This window comes from Chryseobacterium sp. Chry.R1 (assembly GCF_039645525.1).
Classification (GTDB): Bacteria; Bacteroidota; Bacteroidia; order Flavobacteriales; family Weeksellaceae; genus Chryseobacterium; species Chryseobacterium proteolyticum.
Window position 1 is genome coordinate 3,090,759 of record NZ_CP151793.1, and the last position, 20,908, is coordinate 3,111,666.

Annotated in this window: 22 protein-coding genes; 7 read left to right on the forward strand and 15 right to left on the reverse strand. The window is 36.0% G+C overall.

Annotation, left to right across the window (positions count from 1 at the left end):
• Nucleotides 1-114: 114 nt before the first annotated feature.
• The 5 genes from AAEU33_RS14000 to AAEU33_RS14020 form a co-directional block, all read right to left on the reverse strand.
• On the reverse strand, nucleotides 115-1,233 hold the full coding sequence (locus AAEU33_RS14000; RefSeq protein ID WP_345988140.1) for an FAD-dependent monooxygenase: 1,119 nt from the start codon (nucleotides 1,231-1,233) through the stop codon (nucleotides 115-117).
• Nucleotides 1,234-1,251: 18 nt separating this feature from the next.
• Nucleotides 1,252-1,761 (reverse strand): GNAT family N-acetyltransferase, encoded by a 510-nt coding sequence (locus AAEU33_RS14005; RefSeq protein WP_345988142.1) that lies wholly within the window; start codon nucleotides 1,759-1,761, stop codon nucleotides 1,252-1,254.
• 23 nt (nucleotides 1,762-1,784) lie between these two features.
• Nucleotides 1,785-2,378, reverse strand: a complete 594-nt coding sequence (locus tag AAEU33_RS14010; RefSeq protein ID WP_345988143.1) for a hypothetical protein — start codon at nucleotides 2,376-2,378, stop codon at nucleotides 1,785-1,787.
• A gap of 318 nt (nucleotides 2,379-2,696) precedes the next feature.
• Complete coding sequence (locus AAEU33_RS14015) at nucleotides 2,697-3,563, reverse strand: RNA polymerase sigma factor RpoD/SigA (protein ID WP_055859010.1); 867 nt, start codon at nucleotides 3,561-3,563, stop codon at nucleotides 2,697-2,699.
• A 237-nt stretch (nucleotides 3,564-3,800) separates the two neighbouring features.
• Nucleotides 3,801-4,592 (reverse strand): S1/P1 nuclease, encoded by a 792-nt coding sequence (locus AAEU33_RS14020; protein WP_273648137.1) that lies wholly within the window; start codon nucleotides 4,590-4,592, stop codon nucleotides 3,801-3,803.
• Between the two features lie 340 nt (nucleotides 4,593-4,932).
• Here AAEU33_RS14020 and AAEU33_RS14025 point away from each other — a divergent pair, with 340 nt between their 5' ends.
• From AAEU33_RS14025 to AAEU33_RS14035, 3 genes are read left to right on the forward strand one after another with little or no spacing between them, the layout of a single operon-like run.
• Nucleotides 4,933-5,850, forward strand: coding sequence for a type VI secretion system baseplate subunit TssG (locus AAEU33_RS14025; protein ID WP_228457021.1), 918 nt, complete (start codon nucleotides 4,933-4,935; stop codon nucleotides 5,848-5,850).
• A gap of 55 nt (nucleotides 5,851-5,905) precedes the next feature.
• Complete coding sequence (locus tag AAEU33_RS14030) at nucleotides 5,906-6,808, forward strand: TssN family type VI secretion system protein (protein ID WP_172282475.1); 903 nt, start codon at nucleotides 5,906-5,908, stop codon at nucleotides 6,806-6,808.
• A 26-nt stretch (nucleotides 6,809-6,834) separates the two neighbouring features.
• Entirely contained in the window at nucleotides 6,835-7,974 is a 1,140-nt protein-coding gene (locus AAEU33_RS14035) for a hypothetical protein (protein WP_345988146.1), read from the forward strand.
• A 131-nt stretch (nucleotides 7,975-8,105) separates the two neighbouring features.
• Here AAEU33_RS14035 and blaIND read toward each other — a convergent pair whose 3' ends face one another.
• Nucleotides 8,106-8,828, reverse strand: coding sequence for an IND family subclass B1 metallo-beta-lactamase (blaIND, locus tag AAEU33_RS14040; RefSeq protein ID WP_172282479.1), 723 nt, complete (start codon nucleotides 8,826-8,828; stop codon nucleotides 8,106-8,108).
• Between the two features lie 429 nt (nucleotides 8,829-9,257).
• On the opposite strand from blaIND, the gene AAEU33_RS14045 reads away from it, so the two are divergent.
• A complete protein-coding gene (locus AAEU33_RS14045; RefSeq protein WP_345988148.1) occupies nucleotides 9,258-11,687 on the forward strand; it encodes a TonB-dependent receptor in 2,430 nt (809 codons plus the stop codon).
• A gap of 60 nt (nucleotides 11,688-11,747) precedes the next feature.
• Here the strand turns inward: AAEU33_RS14045 and AAEU33_RS14050 are convergent, their stop codons facing one another.
• Complete coding sequence (locus AAEU33_RS14050) at nucleotides 11,748-12,401, reverse strand: metal-dependent transcriptional regulator (RefSeq protein ID WP_172282483.1); 654 nt, start codon at nucleotides 12,399-12,401, stop codon at nucleotides 11,748-11,750.
• Nucleotides 12,402-12,486: 85 nt separating this feature from the next.
• Here AAEU33_RS14050 and AAEU33_RS14055 point away from each other — a divergent pair, with 85 nt between their 5' ends.
• Nucleotides 12,487-13,518 carry an aminotransferase class V-fold PLP-dependent enzyme gene (locus AAEU33_RS14055; protein WP_345988149.1) on the forward strand — a complete coding sequence of 344 codons (1,032 nt, stop codon included), beginning with the start codon at nucleotides 12,487-12,489 and terminating at the stop codon, nucleotides 13,516-13,518.
• A gap of 48 nt (nucleotides 13,519-13,566) precedes the next feature.
• Here AAEU33_RS14055 and AAEU33_RS14060 read toward each other — a convergent pair whose 3' ends face one another.
• Complete coding sequence (locus AAEU33_RS14060) at nucleotides 13,567-13,896, reverse strand: hypothetical protein (RefSeq protein WP_273648134.1); 330 nt, start codon at nucleotides 13,894-13,896, stop codon at nucleotides 13,567-13,569.
• 58 nt (nucleotides 13,897-13,954) lie between these two features.
• Nucleotides 13,955-14,455, reverse strand: coding sequence for a hypothetical protein (locus AAEU33_RS14065; RefSeq protein ID WP_172282489.1), 501 nt, complete (start codon nucleotides 14,453-14,455; stop codon nucleotides 13,955-13,957).
• 239 nt (nucleotides 14,456-14,694) lie between these two features.
• On the opposite strand from AAEU33_RS14065, the gene AAEU33_RS14070 reads away from it, so the two are divergent.
• Nucleotides 14,695-15,666, forward strand: coding sequence for a hypothetical protein (locus tag AAEU33_RS14070; protein ID WP_345988151.1), 972 nt, complete (start codon nucleotides 14,695-14,697; stop codon nucleotides 15,664-15,666).
• A 260-nt stretch (nucleotides 15,667-15,926) separates the two neighbouring features.
• Here AAEU33_RS14070 and AAEU33_RS14075 read toward each other — a convergent pair whose 3' ends face one another.
• The 5 genes from AAEU33_RS14075 to AAEU33_RS14095 form a co-directional block, all read right to left on the reverse strand.
• Nucleotides 15,927-16,484 (reverse strand): DUF4256 domain-containing protein, encoded by a 558-nt coding sequence (locus AAEU33_RS14075; protein ID WP_345988152.1) that lies wholly within the window; start codon nucleotides 16,482-16,484, stop codon nucleotides 15,927-15,929.
• Between the two features lie 169 nt (nucleotides 16,485-16,653).
• The gene (locus AAEU33_RS14080; protein WP_345988154.1) at nucleotides 16,654-17,046 is read right to left on the reverse strand and encodes a DoxX family protein; all 393 of its coding nucleotides are present in this window, start codon (nucleotides 17,044-17,046) and stop codon (nucleotides 16,654-16,656) included.
• Between the two features lie 18 nt (nucleotides 17,047-17,064).
• Entirely contained in the window at nucleotides 17,065-17,643 is a 579-nt protein-coding gene (locus tag AAEU33_RS14085) for a YdeI/OmpD-associated family protein (protein ID WP_345988156.1), read from the reverse strand.
• A gap of 165 nt (nucleotides 17,644-17,808) precedes the next feature.
• Nucleotides 17,809-18,294 (reverse strand): SRPBCC domain-containing protein, encoded by a 486-nt coding sequence (locus AAEU33_RS14090; RefSeq protein WP_345988158.1) that lies wholly within the window; start codon nucleotides 18,292-18,294, stop codon nucleotides 17,809-17,811.
• Nucleotides 18,295-18,366: 72 nt separating this feature from the next.
• A complete protein-coding gene (locus AAEU33_RS14095) occupies nucleotides 18,367-18,696 on the reverse strand; it encodes a metalloregulator ArsR/SmtB family transcription factor (protein WP_345988160.1) in 330 nt (109 codons plus the stop codon).
• A 603-nt stretch (nucleotides 18,697-19,299) separates the two neighbouring features.
• Here AAEU33_RS14095 and AAEU33_RS14100 point away from each other — a divergent pair.
• Nucleotides 19,300-19,800 carry a DUF1062 domain-containing protein gene (locus AAEU33_RS14100; protein ID WP_345988162.1) on the forward strand — a complete coding sequence of 167 codons (501 nt, stop codon included), beginning with the start codon at nucleotides 19,300-19,302 and terminating at the stop codon, nucleotides 19,798-19,800.
• Nucleotides 19,801-19,871: 71 nt separating this feature from the next.
• Here the strand turns inward: AAEU33_RS14100 and AAEU33_RS14105 are convergent, their stop codons facing one another.
• Nucleotides 19,872-20,738 carry a DMT family transporter gene (locus AAEU33_RS14105; RefSeq protein ID WP_345988164.1) on the reverse strand — a complete coding sequence of 289 codons (867 nt, stop codon included), beginning with the start codon at nucleotides 20,736-20,738 and terminating at the stop codon, nucleotides 19,872-19,874.
• Between the last annotated feature and the right edge of the window lie 170 nt (nucleotides 20,739-20,908).

Here is a 20,908-nt window from a genome sequence, read left to right on the forward strand (position 1 = left end):
TTTTTAATATAGCGAATTGTATAGTTTTAGTTAAAGCGTAATTTAATTAAAACTATACAATTTTTTTATTCTGTTTACTGACCTAGCGGAAGAGGATTGCCGACTCTATAATGGTTATAGCTCCAGATATACCAGTTTTTCAATCAGTTTTTTATTGGTACTTTCAGGGATTTGCCTCATTAAAAAGTTCCTGAATCCTGTGCCATATTTCCACAGAGATATTTTTCCAATCATCCGGCTGGTATTGACAACATAGTCTACTTTTTTTCTCCTTATTTTTTGAAAATTTTCGAAGACCCGGTTAAAATCTTTATTCTCTACGAGCAATTTTCCGATGATATAAGCATCTTCTATGGCCTGGCATGCACCCTGCCCCATATTAGGAGTTGTTGCGTGCGCGGCATCACCTATCAGGCATAAATTGTCAGAATACCATTCAGGTATGGGAGAGAGGTCTGTAATATCATTTAAAATGATATCCCCGGGAGAAGTTGCTTGTAGGATTTTTGTTACCAATGGATTGAAATCACTGAAAACAGAACAGAGATCAATATCCGGTTTAAAGCTTTTATCACTTATTACGGCATACCAATATACTTTTGTAGCTGACATCTTTACAAAACCGAAACGTTTACCTTTTCCCCACATTTCCAGAGCTTCATGATGGTACTCTTCAGGTAGATCGTATTTAACGAGGCCCCGCCAGCACTTTTGTCCTGTATTTCTGATGGTTCCTGTTTTTAAGATCTGATTCCGAACTTTGGATTTTATTCCATCCGCTCCAAAAACAACCATGCTTTCTACGGCTGTTCTGTTTTCAAAATGTAACGTATAGTTATCATTTTTTTCTATACTTTGTAGATTATGACTTAGCTGAATGTTTTCGAAACCTATGTTTTCAGCAAGGATTTTTTGCAGCTCCGCTCTATGAATGGCTACATTGGAGACATTCAACTTTCTTTCAAGATCTGAACTATGTGTTCTTGAAATAGATCGAAATGAACCGTCAGTAATAGAGATTCCATGAATTTTATTCCCTGCATTTTCAACTTTTTCTTTGAGATTCAGTTGTTCAAATACTTTCATTGCATTCATGGCCATCATAATTCCTGATCCCACTGGCTTAATTTCAGGAGCTGATTCATATAATGTAACATCCAGCTGACGTTGTTTAAGGATATTGCCAAGGGTAAGACCTCCGATTCCGGCTCCGATAATTGAAATTGAATTCATATCAGCTTGATTATCTGCTTACAGGGTTAAAATATAATTTTCGGAAACTTTTCTAAAACCATATTTTTCAAAAAAATGATGAGCTCCTTTATTATCAATGCCACTTTCCAAAAGGAGAAAGCTGATATTCCACTTCCCGGATTCTTCGATCGCACTTTCCAGGAGGGTACTTCCGATAGATTGCCCGCGGTAAGACTGATCTAAGAGCATGTCTTCAAGCACTGCATAATTTTTAAAACCACTGTAAATCACATTAAAAACCAGCATCCCAATGATTTCTTTTTCAGCGTTTTCTGCAATTAAAATCTTGACCGCTGAGGCAGAAGGACTTTCAGCATTAAAATCACTGTTAAACTGCTCCGTCAGAATGGATTCAAGATCAGCACTCCATTCTTCCGAGCTTTCAGCTCTTCCTGAAATTATTTCTCCATGTGAAATGTATGACTTTGTTTTATGGGTAATAAAAAAGTCAACAAGTTCTTTAATCCGGCTTTTATCAGTAAGCCATTGAGTGGTATATTGCATCATTTGGATTTTTATTGTATTCTGAATTATTTAAGGTTTTTCAGCTCGTTTAATAGCTTATTTTGCTTATTAATGAATATGTTCAGTTGGTCTGTTTTCAGAGGATGAGCCTGCTGGTATTTTTCAATTTCAGGAAGTGTCTTTCTGATCTTAAAAGCGGTGTAAAGATCATTCATTTTCTTTTCATTGACATCGATCTGACTAATAAGATCCTTTATGTTTTTGACTTTTAAAGAATATTGATCAGAGCTTGCTTTGATGGATTTGGTTATTTCATTTTTCAGAATGGAATCGCTTATTGCATCAGTATGGTACTGAGCATCATGGTAGTATGATTCAGATTTGTCAAGGACTTCTTTATACTTAAAAATAACTTGAATGGCTTCCCTGTTGGCATCGCTTATTTTATCATCCAGTACTTTCAGATTGTTGTCATTCTTAATCAATTCAGAGTAAATCTGGTCGATCATATCACCACCCCGACCACTTTTAAAAGATCCTGAAACAGAAGATTCTGCATGATCCACTAAATTATCTGCAATAGGTGCATTCTCCGAATTATTTTCTTTGCAGGAGATTAGTAAGGCAACAAGGGATATGATGTAAAGTATTTTTTTCATGTGTTGTTTTTTTCAGTTGATATTTGCTGACTACAGAATTTTTCCGAAGATCTGATTATTTAATTTGATTAGTTGAATATATTTTTTGTATTGTTACAAACATTGAATTTATAAAATGGAATTGATATCAATTCCTTTATTTTTAAAATTTATGAAAATTTTAAAGTCCTGATTTAAAATTCCGCGGTTGAAGTAGCCTTTTATCCTGTGGCTTTCGCCGGCTTTTGATTGAGAGTAAAAAAAATCTCGATCATAAATACAAAGATAAAAAAAGCGGAGTCTGAAAATCAAACTCCGCTGCTAATTGTTTAGGCTAAATTATTTACCCAGGTAAGATTTTAAAATCTTACTTCTTGTATTATGTTTTAGTCTCTTGATCGCCTTTTCTTTGATCTGACGAACTCTTTCTCTCGTCAGGTCAAAAGTCTCACCAATTTCTTCTAAAGTCATTGGATGTTTTCCGTTTAATCCGAAGTATAATCTTACAAGATCCGCTTCTCTTGGAGTTAAAGTGTTCAATGCTCTTTCAATTTCAATTTGAAGAGATTCAAGCATTAAATCTTTATCCGGGCTTGGAGATTCTCCGGAACGCAATACATCGTAAAGATTAGAATCTTCACCTTCTACTAAAGGTGCATCCATAGACAGGTGTCTACCGGAGTTTTTCATAGATTCTTTAATATCCTCTTCGCTCATATCAAGAACTTCAGCCAATTCTTCCGGAGAAGGTGGTCTTTCATTTTCCTGTTCAAGGTGAGCGTATGCTTTATTGATTTTGTTAATTGAGCCAATCTTGTTTAGTGGCAATCTTACAATCCTTGACTGTTCTGCCAAAGCCTGTAAAATTGATTGACGAATCCACCAAACTGCGTAAGAGATAAATTTGAAACCTCTGGTCTCATCATATCTTTTTGCAGCTTTCATTAATCCTAAATTACCTTCATTGATCAAATCGGGTAAAGAAAGTCCCTGGTTTTGGTATTGTTTAGATACAGAAACTACGAAACGAAGGTTGGCTTTGATTAATTTCTCCAGTGCGGCTCTGTCACCTGCACGTATTTTTTGTGCCAAATCTACTTCTTCGTCTGCAGTAATCAATTCTACCTTACCAATTTCCTGCAAATACTTGTCTAATGAAGCAGTTTCCCTGTTGGTTACCTGCTTAGTAATTTTTAACTGTCTCATTTATTTTATCCTCAAACTAGAGTTACTATATATTATACGCTTGAAGAGGTCAAAAGGTTACACCAGTTTTAATTTTTTTTAAACGTAAACTGAATTTTGCGCAAACAAAAAGGCGAAACCGAAGTTTCGCCCTATCTTTTTAATCGTTGGAATTTTTAGAATCACACTTTAGAGGTTAGATGTTGAACAAAAATATAATTCAACATACAACCCTGAATTCCAGCACGATCAATCCTGTTAAAACAGGTCGTTCAACAATTTGGCCAGTCTTAAACCTCCGTAAAGAAGTTGCCTTTCCAGAGTATCGTTAAACTTATACTGGTAGTCAAATGATAATTTGGATCCATCCGGTGTTTGCGCATATATTTTATTGGCAATTTTATGCGAATCGTACAACCAGTCTTCTAATGTCCCGTACTGAATTTGCTTCACTTCATCTTTTGATTTGATATCCAGTAATCTTGAATATTCCGTGTAGCTGTATTTTTGGGAATCAACCAATTTTCCGTCCCAGACAGAGTGCAGGTTGGTTTTTTCTCCGAAATAAGTAACATTAATCTTGTTGCCTCCCAGATCTTCCGCTCTTCCTACGTGTAATGGCTGTGCTAAATCTCCCATAATATGGATCAAAAAGATCAATGCAATTTTTCTGTCTTTCTCAGGGGTTTTTTCATCTTTTACCTGTGCAGATAACGTATTTACCTGAGAATAAAGGCTTGGTCCCGCCTGTGCTTTTAAATTTTGCTCAAAGGTTTTAAAATCAGTCTGCGGATCAATATTTACATAATGCCATGCTGAAGCCTGCTTCCATACCCCTGTTGTATCCGATTTAATAAAGTCCGGCCAGTTAGCCCAATAGGCCAGGCGTTCCTTGCCCATAATTTTTCTGATTTCTCTTCTTGCCTTTCCGGAAAGATGATTCTCTGCGATTTCTGCAATAATTCTGTGTCCCGTTAATCCCCACGCAAATGAATAAAGAGAAGAGGAAATGAATGCTAAAATTAAAATTTTAGAATAAATACTTTTCATTGTAAATAACATTTTCAATCTGCAAAGATAACTTAGCTTTTGGTAATAAGGCGTAAAAAAGTGAATTTCTTATTATTATAATAAGGTTAATAAAATTTAATCATATTCATGGATTAAACCATGTTCCAATTAACAGGTAGCTACGTATTCTTTTATTTTATATTTTTTATCCGGAACCCGCTTTGATTATACAAAATTTTTATATTTTTACTGCTGTTATCGATAGTATTGTCGTAGAAATATAAAAATTGAATAATATTTTTTTTCATTGCGATGAGATATATTATCTTTACAGGCCATAATCACAGGAAACACTATGTATGAGAATAATATTGTAGATATGCATTACAATAAGCTGCAGACAGATTTTAAAGCAGAGTCTGTAGCCGTTAATCTTTTGAAATATCACAGGAGTGTAAGCAATATTTTCATTGACCGTATCGGCATCAATGACAGGGCTTATCTTAAAGATATCAAAAGTATTTCAAGTAATTATCTGGGATTTGATGAAGAAGTATTTACGATAGAAACTTACAGGGAAGGGATATACGACTATCTTCCGGAAGGTTTGTTTCATCCCCCTTCATTAAGTACCTCAAGAAAGAATGTAGAAAGCGTTGTTAAGGAGATCCGCAAACAAAAAAGGATTGAGGAAGACGCGCGCAAATTTTTTCGTCCATTTGAATTAGAAATCTTTTTTACCGAAATCAGTGCTCTGTCTAAGGAGTTTGACTTTGATGTATCAAGCGATACCGACACATTGCTTGAAACGATCAGTGAGCTGTGGCCTATTGTAAGACATCTGGATACAAAGAATGCCTATATTTTTATGCATATTTTACCTTTTTTCCATAACATCCGTGGAGATAAAAGGTGGTTTGAAAGATGCCTGACTGCCTTCCTTCAGGTACCGGTAGAAGTTACCTTCACTCCTAATGTTATCGAGGATATAGAGGAAAATGACGACTCTATGCTTTTAGGAAATTCCCGATTGGGAGTTACTTATATTCCCAGTGGCAGGCATATGGACGGACAGCGTAACTGGGTTGTGAATATAGGACCCATTCCGTATGAAAAAATGAAAATGTATATTCCCGGAAATCCATTCAGAAAAGTTCTCCAGGCGTTATACGATTATTTTCTTCCTGTAACGGTAGATGTAGTGGAAAATTTTATCACCGAAAAACAGGAATATTCATTTAAGCTGGAAGATGATGAAAGAAATGCAAACCGCCTTGGATACTCTACATTTCTGTAAAATAATTTAGCTATATTTACAAGCACCAATACATTATAAATTTGAAAAACAACCAATGGAAATTTCTTCAGTAAAGGGAATCTTTTTAAGATATATTTTAATGCCTTTAATAGCAGTAATCATGATGGTTATACTCGGTGTAATCAGAAGAAATAAACCTGCAATTAAAATTAAGGTCATTATTATTTATGTGCTGCTATGCAGTTTATGTTTGGCTTTGCCCGGCTTTTTTGGGTTTGCCGGAAATCTATTTAACCCGTATTGGTATCTTATAGCACAAATCATTTACCTTATTTTTGGAATTATTCATGTCAACCTATTGGATAAATATTTCAAAAAACACATTGACTCATTGCCGATGAGCATTTTATTTGAGTCCATACTTTCATTAACGTGTATTGCTTTCGGAGGATATCTTTTTGTATTGCTGTTCAAATGGATGAGTGTGGGAACCGGTAATGCGGTCATGTCTGCAACGAGTGTTATCATATTTCTTGTTCCGATGGTGTTTCACTATTGCTATGTTCAGTTTATCAGTATTCCGGTGGATATTTATAAAACATGGCGTTATTCTCCAGAGCAGAGGCTTCCGGATTTTGAAGGCGCGGATTTTGATAGACTTATGGTATTGAATGTGGAATTGAGTAAAAACTTAGAAGATTCCAACAGGTTCAGAATTAAGGCCAAAACTTTGCCAACCGGAGTAACATTTGGAGACTGGTTTTATAGGGTAGTGGATGACTACAATCACAAAAATCCTAAATCGATCATTCACCTTACGGATGCAGACAGAGAATCTTATTACTGGATCTTTTATACTAAAAAATCATTTTTCAGCTTTAGAAAATATATTGATTTTAACCAGGATATTAATACAAACGGGATTTCTGAAAACGAGGTCGTAATTTGTAAGAGGGTTATTCAGCATGAAGAAGAAGGAATAACAAGAAAATCATAACCACACAAAATTTAAAAGTATTTAATATGATACAGCCTATTAAACATTTTGCAATCAATTGGGTTGACGGGATGAAAGTTTCCCAGAGACACCTGAATGATCAGGATAATTTTTTAATTGATACCATCAGGGATTCCAATTCATTGGGAATCACTCCTTATAATTACGGGCTTCTTCCTATCTCAAATGAATTTACAGATAAAACCATTTTTGATGTTCACAATACCGCGACGAATGATGTACAGCTGGTTATCAAACGTTGCAGTGCTGTAACGCTGGCCGGATACAGAATGGAGCTGTCGGACAGGAGGGTAAGCGTAAAATCATTGGCGAAGTCCATGAATGAAGAACAGGCTGATGGAGAATATTACATTCTGATTTCAGTAAATCCGTTTGATAAAGTACCTTTTGGAGATATCGATCCTGAAGAGATCCCTCCAAGACACCCAAATGCCCAGCCGAATTACCATATTGAACTTCTTCCTGTAACTTCGCTCAACAGCAGCTATTCCGGAGGAAATTATCTGATCGTGGGAAAGGTTGATCTTAAAGGTAATATTGCCCAGGTTAATTCCAATTTTATTCCGCCATGTACTTCTATTCAGAGCCATCCTGTTCTTATTGATTACTATGGCAGTTTTGCTAAATCTATTGGAAATCTACAGCAGTATGCGTTCAAGATCATTCAGAAAGCTTCTCATAAAAATCAGAATACGGCACTGGCACAAAACGTTAAGTTTTTGTGTAATGCCATGATCAATACGTTCGGGGATATGTATTTTCAGTTCAGAAATGTGATTCCCTGGCAACCACCGGTATTTTTAATTGATTGTTTCGCAAAGCTGGCGCTTCGTCTTTATAATTCTACCCAGGTTCTGGTTCCTGCCGAGCTGGAAGAAATGCTGAATTACAGTTTGGAATGGAGTGAAATTGCCCCTCATACGTTATTGAATCAGCTTTCTATTGTTGCTGAAACCAATTATGATCATCACAATTGTGGTGAGCCTTTGCTTTATATCCAGCAGATGCTTAGAAGTCTTGAAATTATTTTCTCTAAATTAAGTGAACTTGATTATATCGGTCAGAGAAAAGAAAATATCATCGTTAATGAACAGGAAGTTTCTAATAACGCTAATCCGAAAAGAGGTTGGAGCGTATTGGATTAATTGATCCATATTAAAATATAAAATCCCGTTTTACGGGATTTTTTTTGATGAAACAAGCTCTGTAAACATGATTAACACAGCAGAAAGTATGTTTAAATAAAAAAAGCCCAGGCAAGTTGCTTGGGCTTTTGCTATTTTTTATTCAGGAGATCTATTGTATGTTCTACATGACCTCCACCTTTCCATTCATCATGTCCCGGAATAACCATCGTTGCTCCGGCATACCTGGATTTTAATTTTGCCATTGTCTGAGGCCACGCTTTTACATTAGCTTCTCCTGTATATCCTAAATCTGCCGCCATTCTGCTTTTTACCAGACATCCTCCATCTAATATATGGTATTTGGGGAACCATACCACTACATTATCTGCAGTGTGTCCCTCTCCAAGAAAATCAACGATAAACTCTTCTCCTCCAATGCGATAGGGTTTTCCTGTTTTTATAATTTCAGTAGAGGTTGCTTTTCCATTCTTCTTTAAGATTTCGTTGGTTTTTTCCGTAGCATAGGTCTTGATGCCCTTGTTATTATAAAAACTGAGATCTCCTGCTCTGTCCTCATGGGAATGGGTGGCAAATACAGCAATAACAGGAAGATTATGCCGCTTTTGTATTGTATCTATCAGGCTTTGATACTGTGTTTTCTGCCATGGAACATCAAATAAAACGACTCCTTTTTTAGTAATAAGATATACTGCGTTGGTAGAATATTCCTTACCACCAAATACTCCAAAAGTTTTGTAGATATACAAATTGGGCTTAATAGGTGGTTCTATTACAAAATCTCTTACCTGGGCATGGATAAACTGGCTTAGAAACACAATGGAAATAATCAGAAACTGACTTCTTTTTTTCATAATTTTTTAGAATAATAATTTAATGATACTGCTTTTAAGAAGAATAAAAGTTGAAGCAGAAAGATTTGCAAACCTAATTAAAATAAAAATATTGACCATTTACTGAAGAAGGTTTAACCCTTTTTTAACGATTATCAGTCACCATCATTCACCATCATTCTGTATGAGGTAAATACTTGCTCGCAAATTTATCTGCATGATAATGTTGTGAAATCTCCATAATGGGTTTTGAACAACCATTTTCACTTCGTCTGTGAAATTAACTTTATTACTTTAAGGTAGGATTCCAGAGTAATGAGAAGAATATGATAAATAATTAAAGCAACATTGTTGCGTTAATTAAAATTTTTATACTTTTGCCTTTGTTCACGAAGAGGCTTTTTAATGTTTAGCCATAGCCTTTGATGATCATGGTTTAATACAATGTATATGAATTTCAGATTTATGCTGTCAGCATCCGGTATTTTTACTATTTCTATAGTAGGTGCCCAAAATGCACAATTAAAAGGAAGGGTACTTTATGAAAACGGAGACTTTCCGAATACCGAAGTAATACTCAAAGGAACAAAAGAAAAGACGGTAGCCGACAAAACCGGTAACTACATTATGAAAAATCTGGTTCCGGGTAGTTATCAGCTTGTTATTAAGGCGAAAGGGTATGAGGAAGTGCAGCAGGACATTTTTGTAGAGAAAGCTTCTACGGCTATTCCGGATATTTTATTGTTACGTAATAGCAATACAATTGATGAAGTGGTTATTACAGGGGTTTCAAAAGAAACTTTAATCAAGGAAAATCCTGTTGCAGTGATCAGTATTTCTTCTAAACAGATTGAAAAATCAGTAGCTACCAATATCATAAGTGCCCTTGTAAAATCTGCACCGGGAATGAGTGTGGTAGAAACGGGACCGAATGTTTCCAAACCTTTTATCAGAGGATTGGGATATAACCGGGTTTTGACTTTGTATGACGGCGTACGCCAGGAAGGTCAGCAATGGGGAGATGAACATGGTATAGAGATCGGTCCCTATATGATTGAAAGGGCTGAAGTTATAAAAGGCCCTGCAAGCCTGATGTTTGGTTCCGATGCATTGGCCGGCGTTGTAAGTCTTTTTCCGTATATTCCGAATCTGGATGATGGAGTAGTACATGGTAAAATAACAAATGAATACCAGGGAAATAATAATCTTATCGGGAACGGAATGCAGGTGGGATACAAAAAGAACTCTTTTATAGCAGCCTTAACCGGCTCTTACCGAATGGCTAAAAACTTTAGAAATTCTATTGATGGAAGGGTCTACAATACCAATTTTGAAGAAAAGAACTTATCTTTTTTATTAGGATATAAAACAGACACCCGTTTTTCTAAGATCAATTTTACATTATATGATAATCTCCAGGGAATACCGGATGGTAGTCGAGATCCAAAAACCGGAAAATTTACTTATCAGGTAGGAGAGGGAGATGATGATGATATGGAAAAAAGACCTATTGTGCCGGAAAAAGAGCTTAACTCTTATGCTCTTTCCCCATTGCACCAGAGAATTCAGCATTACAGGCTATATGCTCAACATACCGAACAGTTGGGAAAAGGTGACCTGGATATTCAGCTGGCCTTACAACAAAATATCCGCCGTGAATACAATCATCCTACATTTCCCTCGCAGGCCGGGATGTATGTACGACTCAACACTTTAAATTATGGGGTACGCTATAATTTTCCAAAATTTTCTTCTTTTGAAATTTCTGCCGGAGTGAATGGTATGATGCAGAATAATAAAAATAAATCAGCAACTGATTTTCCTATTCCGGACTATGATCTGCAGGAGGGAGGAGTTTATGCTTATGTAAAATGGAAATACAAAAGACTCAACATCAGTGGTGGTGCGCGGTATGATCTTCGGAATATTAGATGGAGTGACTTTTATATAGGAACAAATCCTATGACCCAATTTGAAGAACACGTCCCATCATCATCTGCCAGTGCCGAACTTCGATTTCCCTTGTATCATAAAACATTCGGCGGACTATCTGCCAGCATAGGATCAGCGTTTCAGTTAACGAAGCACATCAGTCTTAAAGCAAATATCGGAAGAAGCTACAGAGCTCCTAATATCACAGAAATAGGTTCCAATGGATTGGATCCGGGAGCTCATATTATTTACAAAGGAAACAGGAATTTTGATCAGGAGTTTTCATTACAGGAAGACTTGGGAGTCAGTACACGCTTTAAAGATTTTTCTGCAGACGTGAGTTTGTTTAACAATAATATTCAGAATTATATATATCTTTCATTGCTTATAGACAGTCAGGGAAATCCTCTCGTCGATTCCCAGGGAAACAAAACCTACCAATATCAGCAGGCTTCTGCCCAACTTTATGGTATGGAAGCATGGTTTTCTCTTCATCCAGAGAAGTGGAAGGGATTTAATTTTGAAACCAGTTTTTCGGTTATTTATGGATTCAACCGGGAAAAGATGTTTAAAAACCAGGGAATCAACGGCGAATATCTTCCATTGATCTCTCCGCTGAGATTATCAGGCAATATATCCCAGAAAATAGCTACAGGTTCCACAATTATTTCTTCGATTACTCCAATGGCAGAAATAGAATATTCAGCTGCGCAGAACAGATACCTTAACCTCAATGGTACTGAAACTGCAACATCTGACTATACCTTATGTAATATAGGAACGTCCATGGCTATCAACTATTCGGAAAATCATTCCGCAGTCCTCCAGTTTCAGGTGAATAATGTTTTTGACCGTGCCTATCAGTCGCATCTTAGCCGTTTGAAGTATTTAGGCAATATTTATAATATGGGAAGGAATGTATCTTTAAAACTTATTGTTCCTTTTTAAGGATATAAAAAAGGTGGCCGGATTTTTTCCAGGCCACCTTATTTGTGTTATACTTAGGGTTTACTTTTTTACCAGTATTTTCTCCGTCGCTTTTTTACTTAGAATTTCTTTTTTTCCTTCGATTTCAATTGTTACGGATTTATCGAAACTCTCAATTTTAATGATCTTTATCTTTGTATTCAGTAATAACTTTCTCTCCGTGAGATAGCTTAAGAAAGCATCATCAGAGAGTGTAACGGAAGCAAAAACTACGGTTTCACCGACTTCGCAATTACTCAGCTTCTGCAGATCCTGAGCAATAATATTTCCATCTTTATCGGGAATAGGCTCTCCATGGGGATCGAATTTCGGATGATCCAGAATTTCATCCATTTTATCAAAAAAGATCTGGGAGTGTACGTGTTCCAATTGTTCTGCAATTTCATGCACATTTTCCCAGCCAAAGTTCATTTTTTTCACCAGAAACATTTCCGTCAACCTATGTTTACGCACTACCAAAGCTGCTTCCCGTCTTCCTTTTTCGGTAACTCGGAGAGGTTTGTAGGTTTCATAAACAACCCAGCTTTTTTCTGCAAATTTTTTCATCATGTTATTAACGCTGGGCATTTTTACATTTAAAAATTTACTCAGTTCGTTAATCGTTACTTTCCCTTCATTATCAACCAAATGAAACAAAGCCTTCAGATAATTTTCTTCTGTTAATGTTGTTTTCAAAATGTTAGACGATTTTATCTACAAATCTAACAAAATATTGTGGAAATGTTGCGCTTGTTGTCTTCAATTTTTTTAATTTTGATCTATGAAATTTTCATTCAAAAACGATTATTCAGAGGGATGTCATCCCAATATTCTACAAGCACTTTTACGTTCTAATCTCGAGCAGGAAGCCGGTTATGGGGAAGACCGTTTTTCTTTAGAAGCTAAACAACTGATCAGAGAAAAAATAGGAAAAAAAGATTCAGAAATTTATTTCGTTTCAGGCGGAACACAAGCTAACCTGATCGTTATTTCATCTATTTTAAAACCCTATCAGGCTGTAATTTCTGCTTCTACAGGTCATGTTTTAAATAATGAGACCGGAGCTATTGAAGCTACAGGCCATAAGATTCTAGGCATTGAAAAAGCAGATGGGAAATTAACACCGGAAGATATCATAACGGTTTTGGAAAGCCATACCAATGTTCCACATCAGGTGATGCCTAAATTGGTTTATATTTCCAACTCAACAGAATTAGGAACCATTTACACCACCCGAGAACTGGAGGATCTTTCCGCATTTTGCAAAGAAAGAGGCTTGTATCTTTTTATGGATGGAGCAAGGCTTGGACATGGTTTAACGGCAGAAGTAAGTGACCTGAGTCTTGAAAACGTTGCCCGGCTGACTGATGTTTTTTATCTGGGAGGAACTAAAAACGGAGCTCTGATAGGGGAGGCAATTGTGATCAATAATCCTGTTCTTCAGGAAGATTTTGGGTTCAATATCAAACAAAAAGGGGCTTTGCTGGCAAAAGGAAGGTTGCTTGGAGTCCAATTTCTGGAACTGATGAAAGATGATCTGTACTTTGATCTGGCCAGACATGCGAACCGGCAGGCGATGAAAATAAAAAATGCCCTACAGGAAAAAGGAACTGCCTTTTTATCCGTGACTTATACCAATCAGATATTTCCTATTTTGAGTAATGAGCTTATCGATATTTTATCCCAAAAATTTGAGTTTTACATCTGGAAAAAGATCGATGACCAGTATTCTGCAATCCGGTTGATTACTTCTTGGAATACTCCTGACGAAGGCATCAATGATTTTATTGAAATTATAAACAGAGATTCATAACTAAAAAAACAGCCATATGGCTGTTTTTTTAGTTTGTATCACGGCTGATTAACCGTGGGGATCTTGCCTAAGTATGCGCTTTATACCCGCAACCACTTCATCTTCAAGATGTTTTATTTTATCTTTTTTCATTCTGATATAAATAGCGATCGGAAAAGAGAAGATAAAATAAAATAGAGGGATATCACTGTTGGTTTGTGTAGTAACGGTACCTATTCCCGGATTGGTCGTTATTTTTACATTTCCGGTAAGAGTAAAACCACTTGTACGAACCTGTAATGTTCCAAAACTTGTCTGAATTTTATATTGAGGAAATATTCTCCTTAAATCTTCAATAAATTCGGACTGTGAAAAAGGCCTGAATTGAAGTGTCTGCATAGAATATGATTTAGGTTTGTATTCGTGGAAAGTCGCTAATTTGATGAAAGAAGCTGTATTATTTTAATGCTTTGGATACAAGCGCACAATCAGCAACATTCATTTTCGGTCCATCTTTGTAAGCAACTTTCTTTTCGTCGGCATACTTACTTTGCCCGCCTTCTTCTTTATGGTCTCCAATTCCTTCAATTAATGTATTGTCTTTCTGAATAAAGAAAATATCGCGTTTACTTTTAGTACCTTCCGACTGGAATTCATAAGTGAGTTTTAATGTATCTCCTGATTTAAAGCCTGTTATATCTCCTTTAGAACTGTCCTTTTCGCTGTTTTTATAAGCTAATTTACCTGAGATGGTTCCCAGATTATCATCAATAGATGCAAAAACACTGTCTTTACCTATTACTCCTAAATAGCAAAATGACTTTGTTCCTAATGTATCAACCACTGGCTCTTCAACTGCAACAGAATCGGTTTCCACTTTTGGAGTTACAGGTTCCGGTTTTTTATTGCAATTCATTAAAAAGAATGATAATGAACCCAACATAATTAATTTTTTCATATCCTTAGAATTATATTAAATCAAATTTCGATTTTGCTAAATTAACCAAACTATTTAAATCAAAGATATATTTAATGGAAATAAAATTTATTAAAAAAAGTCCCCGAAATACTTGTGTATATCAAATTTTTCCTAATTGCCGAGAATCGCTTAAAAAAAACTTTCCCGGATATTTTCCCGTATATCAAAAACTCATTTAGGCATAAAAAGTGCTTATAAAAGGATAATAAAAATCGGATATGATAAAAAGTTTTAAAATATTTTGTCTTGCTTTCATTTTCTTTGGAGCAAGTTCTTTCAAATCTCAAAAACCTCAAAATTATATTTATACTTCTTCAGGTGATCTTCATGATCTGGAAAAAAAGATAAGAAGCAAAGAGATCGGAGGAGTTCAAATTGTTTATAATTGGAAATCTTTGGAAAAAGAAAAAGATGTTTATGATTTTTCCCGGATTGAAAATGATCTCAATTTCCTAAGCCAACTCGATAGAAAGTTGTTTATTCAGCTTCAGGACCGCTTTTTTGAACCCGAAGCCCAATACGTTCCGGATTATATATTAAAAGATAAGGAATATAAAGGAGGATTGGTTCCGCAATATGATAACCCTGGTGAAAATAAGCCTGTTGGGAATGGTTGGGTCACCCAACAATGGAATCCCGAAGTTCAAAAAAGATTTCAAAAGCTCATTGGCGCTTTAGCTGAAAAATTTGACGGAAGAATTCAAGGTATTAATTTACCGGAAACATCTATAGACATTGAGATGAAAAAAGATAAAACCGGTTTCAGCTGTGACCGGTATTTTCAGGCAGAGATCGATAATCTAAAGTTTGCAAAAGAGGTATTCAAAAAGTCCAACGTTTTGCAGTATGTCAATTTCTTTCCATGTGAATGGGAAAATGATCATCAATATATGTCCAGGCTATTTAAGTTTGCCAAAGAAAATAATGTGGGTTTAGGCGGTCCTGATATTGTTCCCAACAAAAATGCCCAGATGAAAAATTCCTATCCCTTCTTTAATCAGTATAAAGGACAACTTTCTTTAGTTGCAATGGCAGTCCAGGAGCCAACACTCACATATAAAAATCCAAAAACGAAGAAACCTTTCACAAAAGAAGAGTTTGTAGAATATGCCGGAAACTATCTGGGTGTGGATATTATCTTTTGGAGCGTGGAAACACCGTGGATAAGGGAATTGAAAGTTGAAGAATAAGGGGGAGTTGTATTTGTGTTTGAGAGTTTGAGAGTTAGAGGGTATGAGAGCTGCAATAAGGTTCAAGATGTAAAGTTAAGTTAAGAGTTGAAAGTTGAGAGTTGAGAGTTGAGAGTTATTACAATAAAATACTCTCAACCTTAACGATATCTAGAACCACCTACCAAATCAAACAACCTCATACCAACCCAGTATTCTACAACCCTAATACTCTCAAACTCTCATACCCTCAGACCCTCTAACTCTCAACCCCAAAACTCTCAAACTCTCAAACTCCCACGAAATCCTCTTGCAGCGTAGTATGAATCTGCACCGTTGTGATACATGAAAACCATATTGTACCGGCGGTCGCAGAAGATGGCGCCTCCCAATTCACGAATTTCAGGAGGTGTCTTTACCCAGCTGGATGTTTTCAGATCAAACTTTCCTAATTCCTGAAGTTGGCGGTATTGTTCTTCAGTTAGTAATTCGATTCCCATTTCTGACGCTTTGTCGATGGCGTTACTTTCCGGCTTATTGGCTTTACGGGATTCCCAGGCCTGATAGTCGTAACATAGGCTTCTTCGTTTTGGACTTTCCGGAGAGCAGTCGACAAAAATGTATTCATCGGATTTTTTATCGTAACCGATGACATCGGGCTCTCCTTCAGTATCTTCCATTTCAGAAAGTGACCATAATTTTTCAGGTTGTGCTTCAAGCCTGGTCTGGATCTTATTCCAGTCAAGGCCTTTGTGGCGGCCGGTATTTTTTTCAAAACGCGTCTTCAGAATTTTTAAAAGCTCCTGACTCTGTTGTGAAGTTAATTTTTTCTTATTCATATTAATTTGATGTTTTTTGTTATTCTTTAATGGGATGTGATTTCGTATAATACGTATTCCTTAAGTTCCTGATTATATGTGTTTTATGTATATTTTTTAAAATTTTTGTCTAACTGATCATGCAGATATTTTTAACCAGATTAAAAAACTTACAATACATTATTATTACCTATCCAACTTTTCGGTCAGCAGGTCTGAAGTAATATGAAATCAGAGTAAGTACCAAAAGCAATAGTGAAGCAAAAATTTTACTTGAATTGTGATCTGAGGCAAGGTGGGAAATAATAGCTCCTGACATCACGAAGAAAAATCCTGCATAAGCCCATTCTTTTAATAAAGGATACTTAGGTATAAGTACGGCGATGACACCCAGGATTTTCCATACTCCGATAATGGTCATGAGGTAAGCCGGATATCCAAGGCTGGTAAAGTTTTCCACTTCATCTTTATTTTTTAAAAGCTGAACCGCAGCGGTTGATACCATTCCCAATGCCAGCCAAAGGGTAAATATCCAATAGATGATCTTATTTCTTTTTTCGGATTTGTTTGATTGTGTTTCCATAGTATAATTTTTTTGTGATTAGTCGTTAATTCCTTTACCGTCAAGAATTTGAGGAATGCATTTTTCAATTCTTGATTCACGGGTTTTACTTTGTTTAGCAGAGGAAAAATGGAGTAGGTAGGCCCTTTGTCTTCCCGGTGTTAAGGCTTCAAAGGCTTGTTTTAAAACAGGATCTTTATCCAGCTTCTGTTGAAATTCTTCCACCATTTCGAATTCTTTGGTCTTTTTCATTTCAACTTTAATTCCCGATTCTTCAATTTCAACAGCCTCAAACATGTATTCCCGAAGAATTTTTTCAAGGTCATTAATCTGTTCCAGATCTGTAAAGCGGATTTGTCTTGCGGCCTGTACATTTTCTGTCTGTTGGATCAGGAGTTTATCAGGATCCTTCATTAAAGCACCTTTAAAAAAGAGTAGGGCGCAATAGTCTTTGAACCCGTGGATCAAAAAAATATTTTTCCCTTCATAGGTATAACAGGGACATCCCCATTTTAAATCTTCTACAAGTTCGGTACTTAGAGCAATGGTTCTTAATTTTTTAAATTCTTTTTGCCATTGGCCGGGTTCGTTAAAGAAAAAGTCTGTTTTTGGATTCATGGTGTTTTGTGTTTTAGGGTTTGGGAGTGGGAGAGTTTTAGGGTTTGAGAGTGGGAGGGTTTGAGTGTGTGAGGGTGAGGTTTGCAGGATCCGAATTTTGGGGCTAAAAAGTGAAATGATTATTTTTGCTCTAACCTCTAACCTCTAACCTCTAACCTCTAACCTCTAACTTCTAATCTCTAATTTCTCAATTCCCTTAACCACTTCCTGAAGTCGATTATGGGCCATATTGATTCCCTGGGCAAATGGTAATTTCAGGTGCTGGTCCCTGAAGTCTACGGATTTATAGATGGTTTGGATGGTAATTTTGCTGGTGGTGTCAGTTAATTTTTCAAACTCTAAAAACTCGATCTGAGCGGGGAAGGGCGTATTTTCCATTTGAAAGGTCCTGGTTATTTTGAGATCGGGAATGATCTCATGGATCGTTCCGTTGGCACTGAAGACTACGTCGCCCTGTGGATTTGAGGTTTCAAAACGGTAACCGCCATGTTGTCTGTTTTCCATCTTTACGACTTTTGCTCCCATCCATTGTTCTACCAATTCGGGTTCTGTGTAAGCTTTAAAGAGAAGATGGACAGGAAGATCAAATTCCCTGGTGATGAAGATTTCCTGCTTGCCGTCTTCGGCGTGAATTTTTGTTTTTAGTTCCATGTTTTTGGTTTGAGGGTTTTGGTGTTGAGAGTGGGAGAGTAAGAGTTGTTGGGTATAATTATTCATTGCCCATTACTTACAACTTATGTTTTGATATGCCTTCATCACACTTTCCAGCTTATTGAATTTCTCATCCCACATTTTGCGGAAGGGTTCTATAAAATCGGCTATTTCTTTCATTTTATTGGGATTGAGGTGGTATATCATTTCGCGGCCGTTTTGTTCCTGGGTTAAAAGTTCACATTCCGTAAGGATCTGTAAATGCTTCGAAACAGTAGGGCGGGCAGTATCAAAATTAGAAGCAATGGCTCCCGCGGTCATCGATTGGGCCGCCACCAACATCAAAATAGATCTTCGGGTAGGATCTGCTATTGCCTGGAATACATCTCTTCTTAAATTCATCGTGTAGTTATTTGACTACAAATATATATGAAGTTATTTAGCTACGCAAATATTTTCCAAAAAAAATTGAAATTGTTTTATAAAAATCTTTTGTAAAACATTGGATTGCGGCTTTGAGCCCGGAGACAGGGTAGTTGTAAAGGTTAGGAAAAATCATATTATTCTCAAAAAGGAATCGTAACGAATAAAAAAATGATCAAATAATCGCTGTTTACAAGAGATTGATTATATTTATATCACAAATCAATGATCATTGAGAACCATTCTTAAACTTATAGCAGCTTAAAATCGGCCTTATAAACCACAGGCTGATTATTTCTTTATTTGGGTAATTCTATACCCGAACAGGTTTTTCATTTAATCATATTATTTATTGGGTTGCTTACAAAGGCAATTGCATGAATTATTTCTACAGTGTCCTGATCATCTTATGGATCAAGACTATAATATTATTAAATGATATCCCAAAATTAATGAAGAATAATAAGCATACTTTAAATGATACAATATATTTGGGAGGTAAAAATAATAAATACTCCCTTTTTAAAAAGAAAATGCAGTCATTGCAGCAGCGACAGATTTTATTGCAGTGAGAAATTCAGGATGAACGCTCAAAAAAAGAATATCGATATATGGTTAATTTACAACTGTTTAAAATGTGGGAGCTCCTATAACATGACGATTTTCTCTCGGATAAAACCAGAAAACATAGATAAAAATCTTTTTAATAAGTTTTCGGAGAATTGTACAAAGACAGCCTGGGATTACGCGTTTTCCAGGGAAACAGCATGGAAAAATAATGTTGAGCTGGATTATGAGAGTGTCCGGTATGAGCTGGAATATGAAAAGATTTCAGCAGAAGATATTCTGAATGGTGACCATGATATCATAGCCTTTGAAATTAAATATCCTTTTGATTTTAATCTTAAATTTTCATCTGTTATAAAAAAATGCTTACAGCTTTCGACAAATAAACTGAACCAATTGATCACGGAAGAAGCAATACATATCCCGCAAGGGCCACTGCAAAAGAAACATAAGATCAAGAATAAGGATATAATACAGATAAACAGAGCAAGATTGAAAAGCATGTACGATAATTAATTTGTCACTATTTTGTGATTTAAATTGATTTTAAAACCCTCTTACCATAAAGGAAGAGGGTTTTGTATATATTATTTTTTCCTGATCGAAATGATGGTCTGTAATACAACAGAAGTAATGATCAGAGAAAGTCCAATATAGAATGAATGATTTACCTGTTTGCTTTCATTAAAGAATAAAAAGGCCATGATAATTGCATAAACAGGCTCCAGATTGAAGGTTAAGTTCACTGTAAATGCAGGGATCTTTTTTAAAACCTCTGCAAATATAACATAGAGACCCACTGTACAAAAGAGAGCCAGGATCATCAGATAACCGATATCTTTCATCCCGGGAATCATACTTTCCACCGGGAAAAAATAAAGATAAACCGGTAGGACGGTACCCAGGCAAACAGTTCCACTAAGCATCTGGTAGTAATTAATGACTTTGGTGTCATAATGTTGAACCAGGCGCTTGTTGAAAATGGTATACAAAGCGCCAATAGCGGATGAAATAACACCCAAACCAATTCCTAACTGATACGATGTATCAAAATGAAAAATCAGACTGATCCCAAAAACCGTTAATAAACTTAACAACAGCTCGGAAATCTTAAACCGTTCCTTATCGATAAGAGGTTTGAATACGGCAGTAAAAAAACTGGTCAGACAATAACATACTACACCTATGGAGATATTAGCGTATTTGATACTTGCGTAAAAAAATAACCAGTGCAAGGTAATCAGTATTCCAACTTTGGCTATATGGAATTTTCCCCGGGTTGAAATCATATAAGGGAATCTCAGCGATTTGAGAATCACGAATAAAATGAGAGTAGAGAATAACAGCCGGTACCAGACCAGAAGACCTTCGTTAAGCGAGATGAGTTTTCCGAATATTCCTGTAAATCCAGCCAGTATAACGGCCAGATGTAATAATACATATGATTTTTTCATAAGACAATTTGCCTGTCTGTAAAGACAAAGATTTTAATTAATAAGTCATTGAATCTGAAGCATTAGAAAATAGCCAATAAAATTTTATCAGCGTTAATACTTCAGTTACACTTTAGAAATATTAAAATCTTGGAGGAGGCAAACAGCTTGAATGGTTCATATTGGATTGT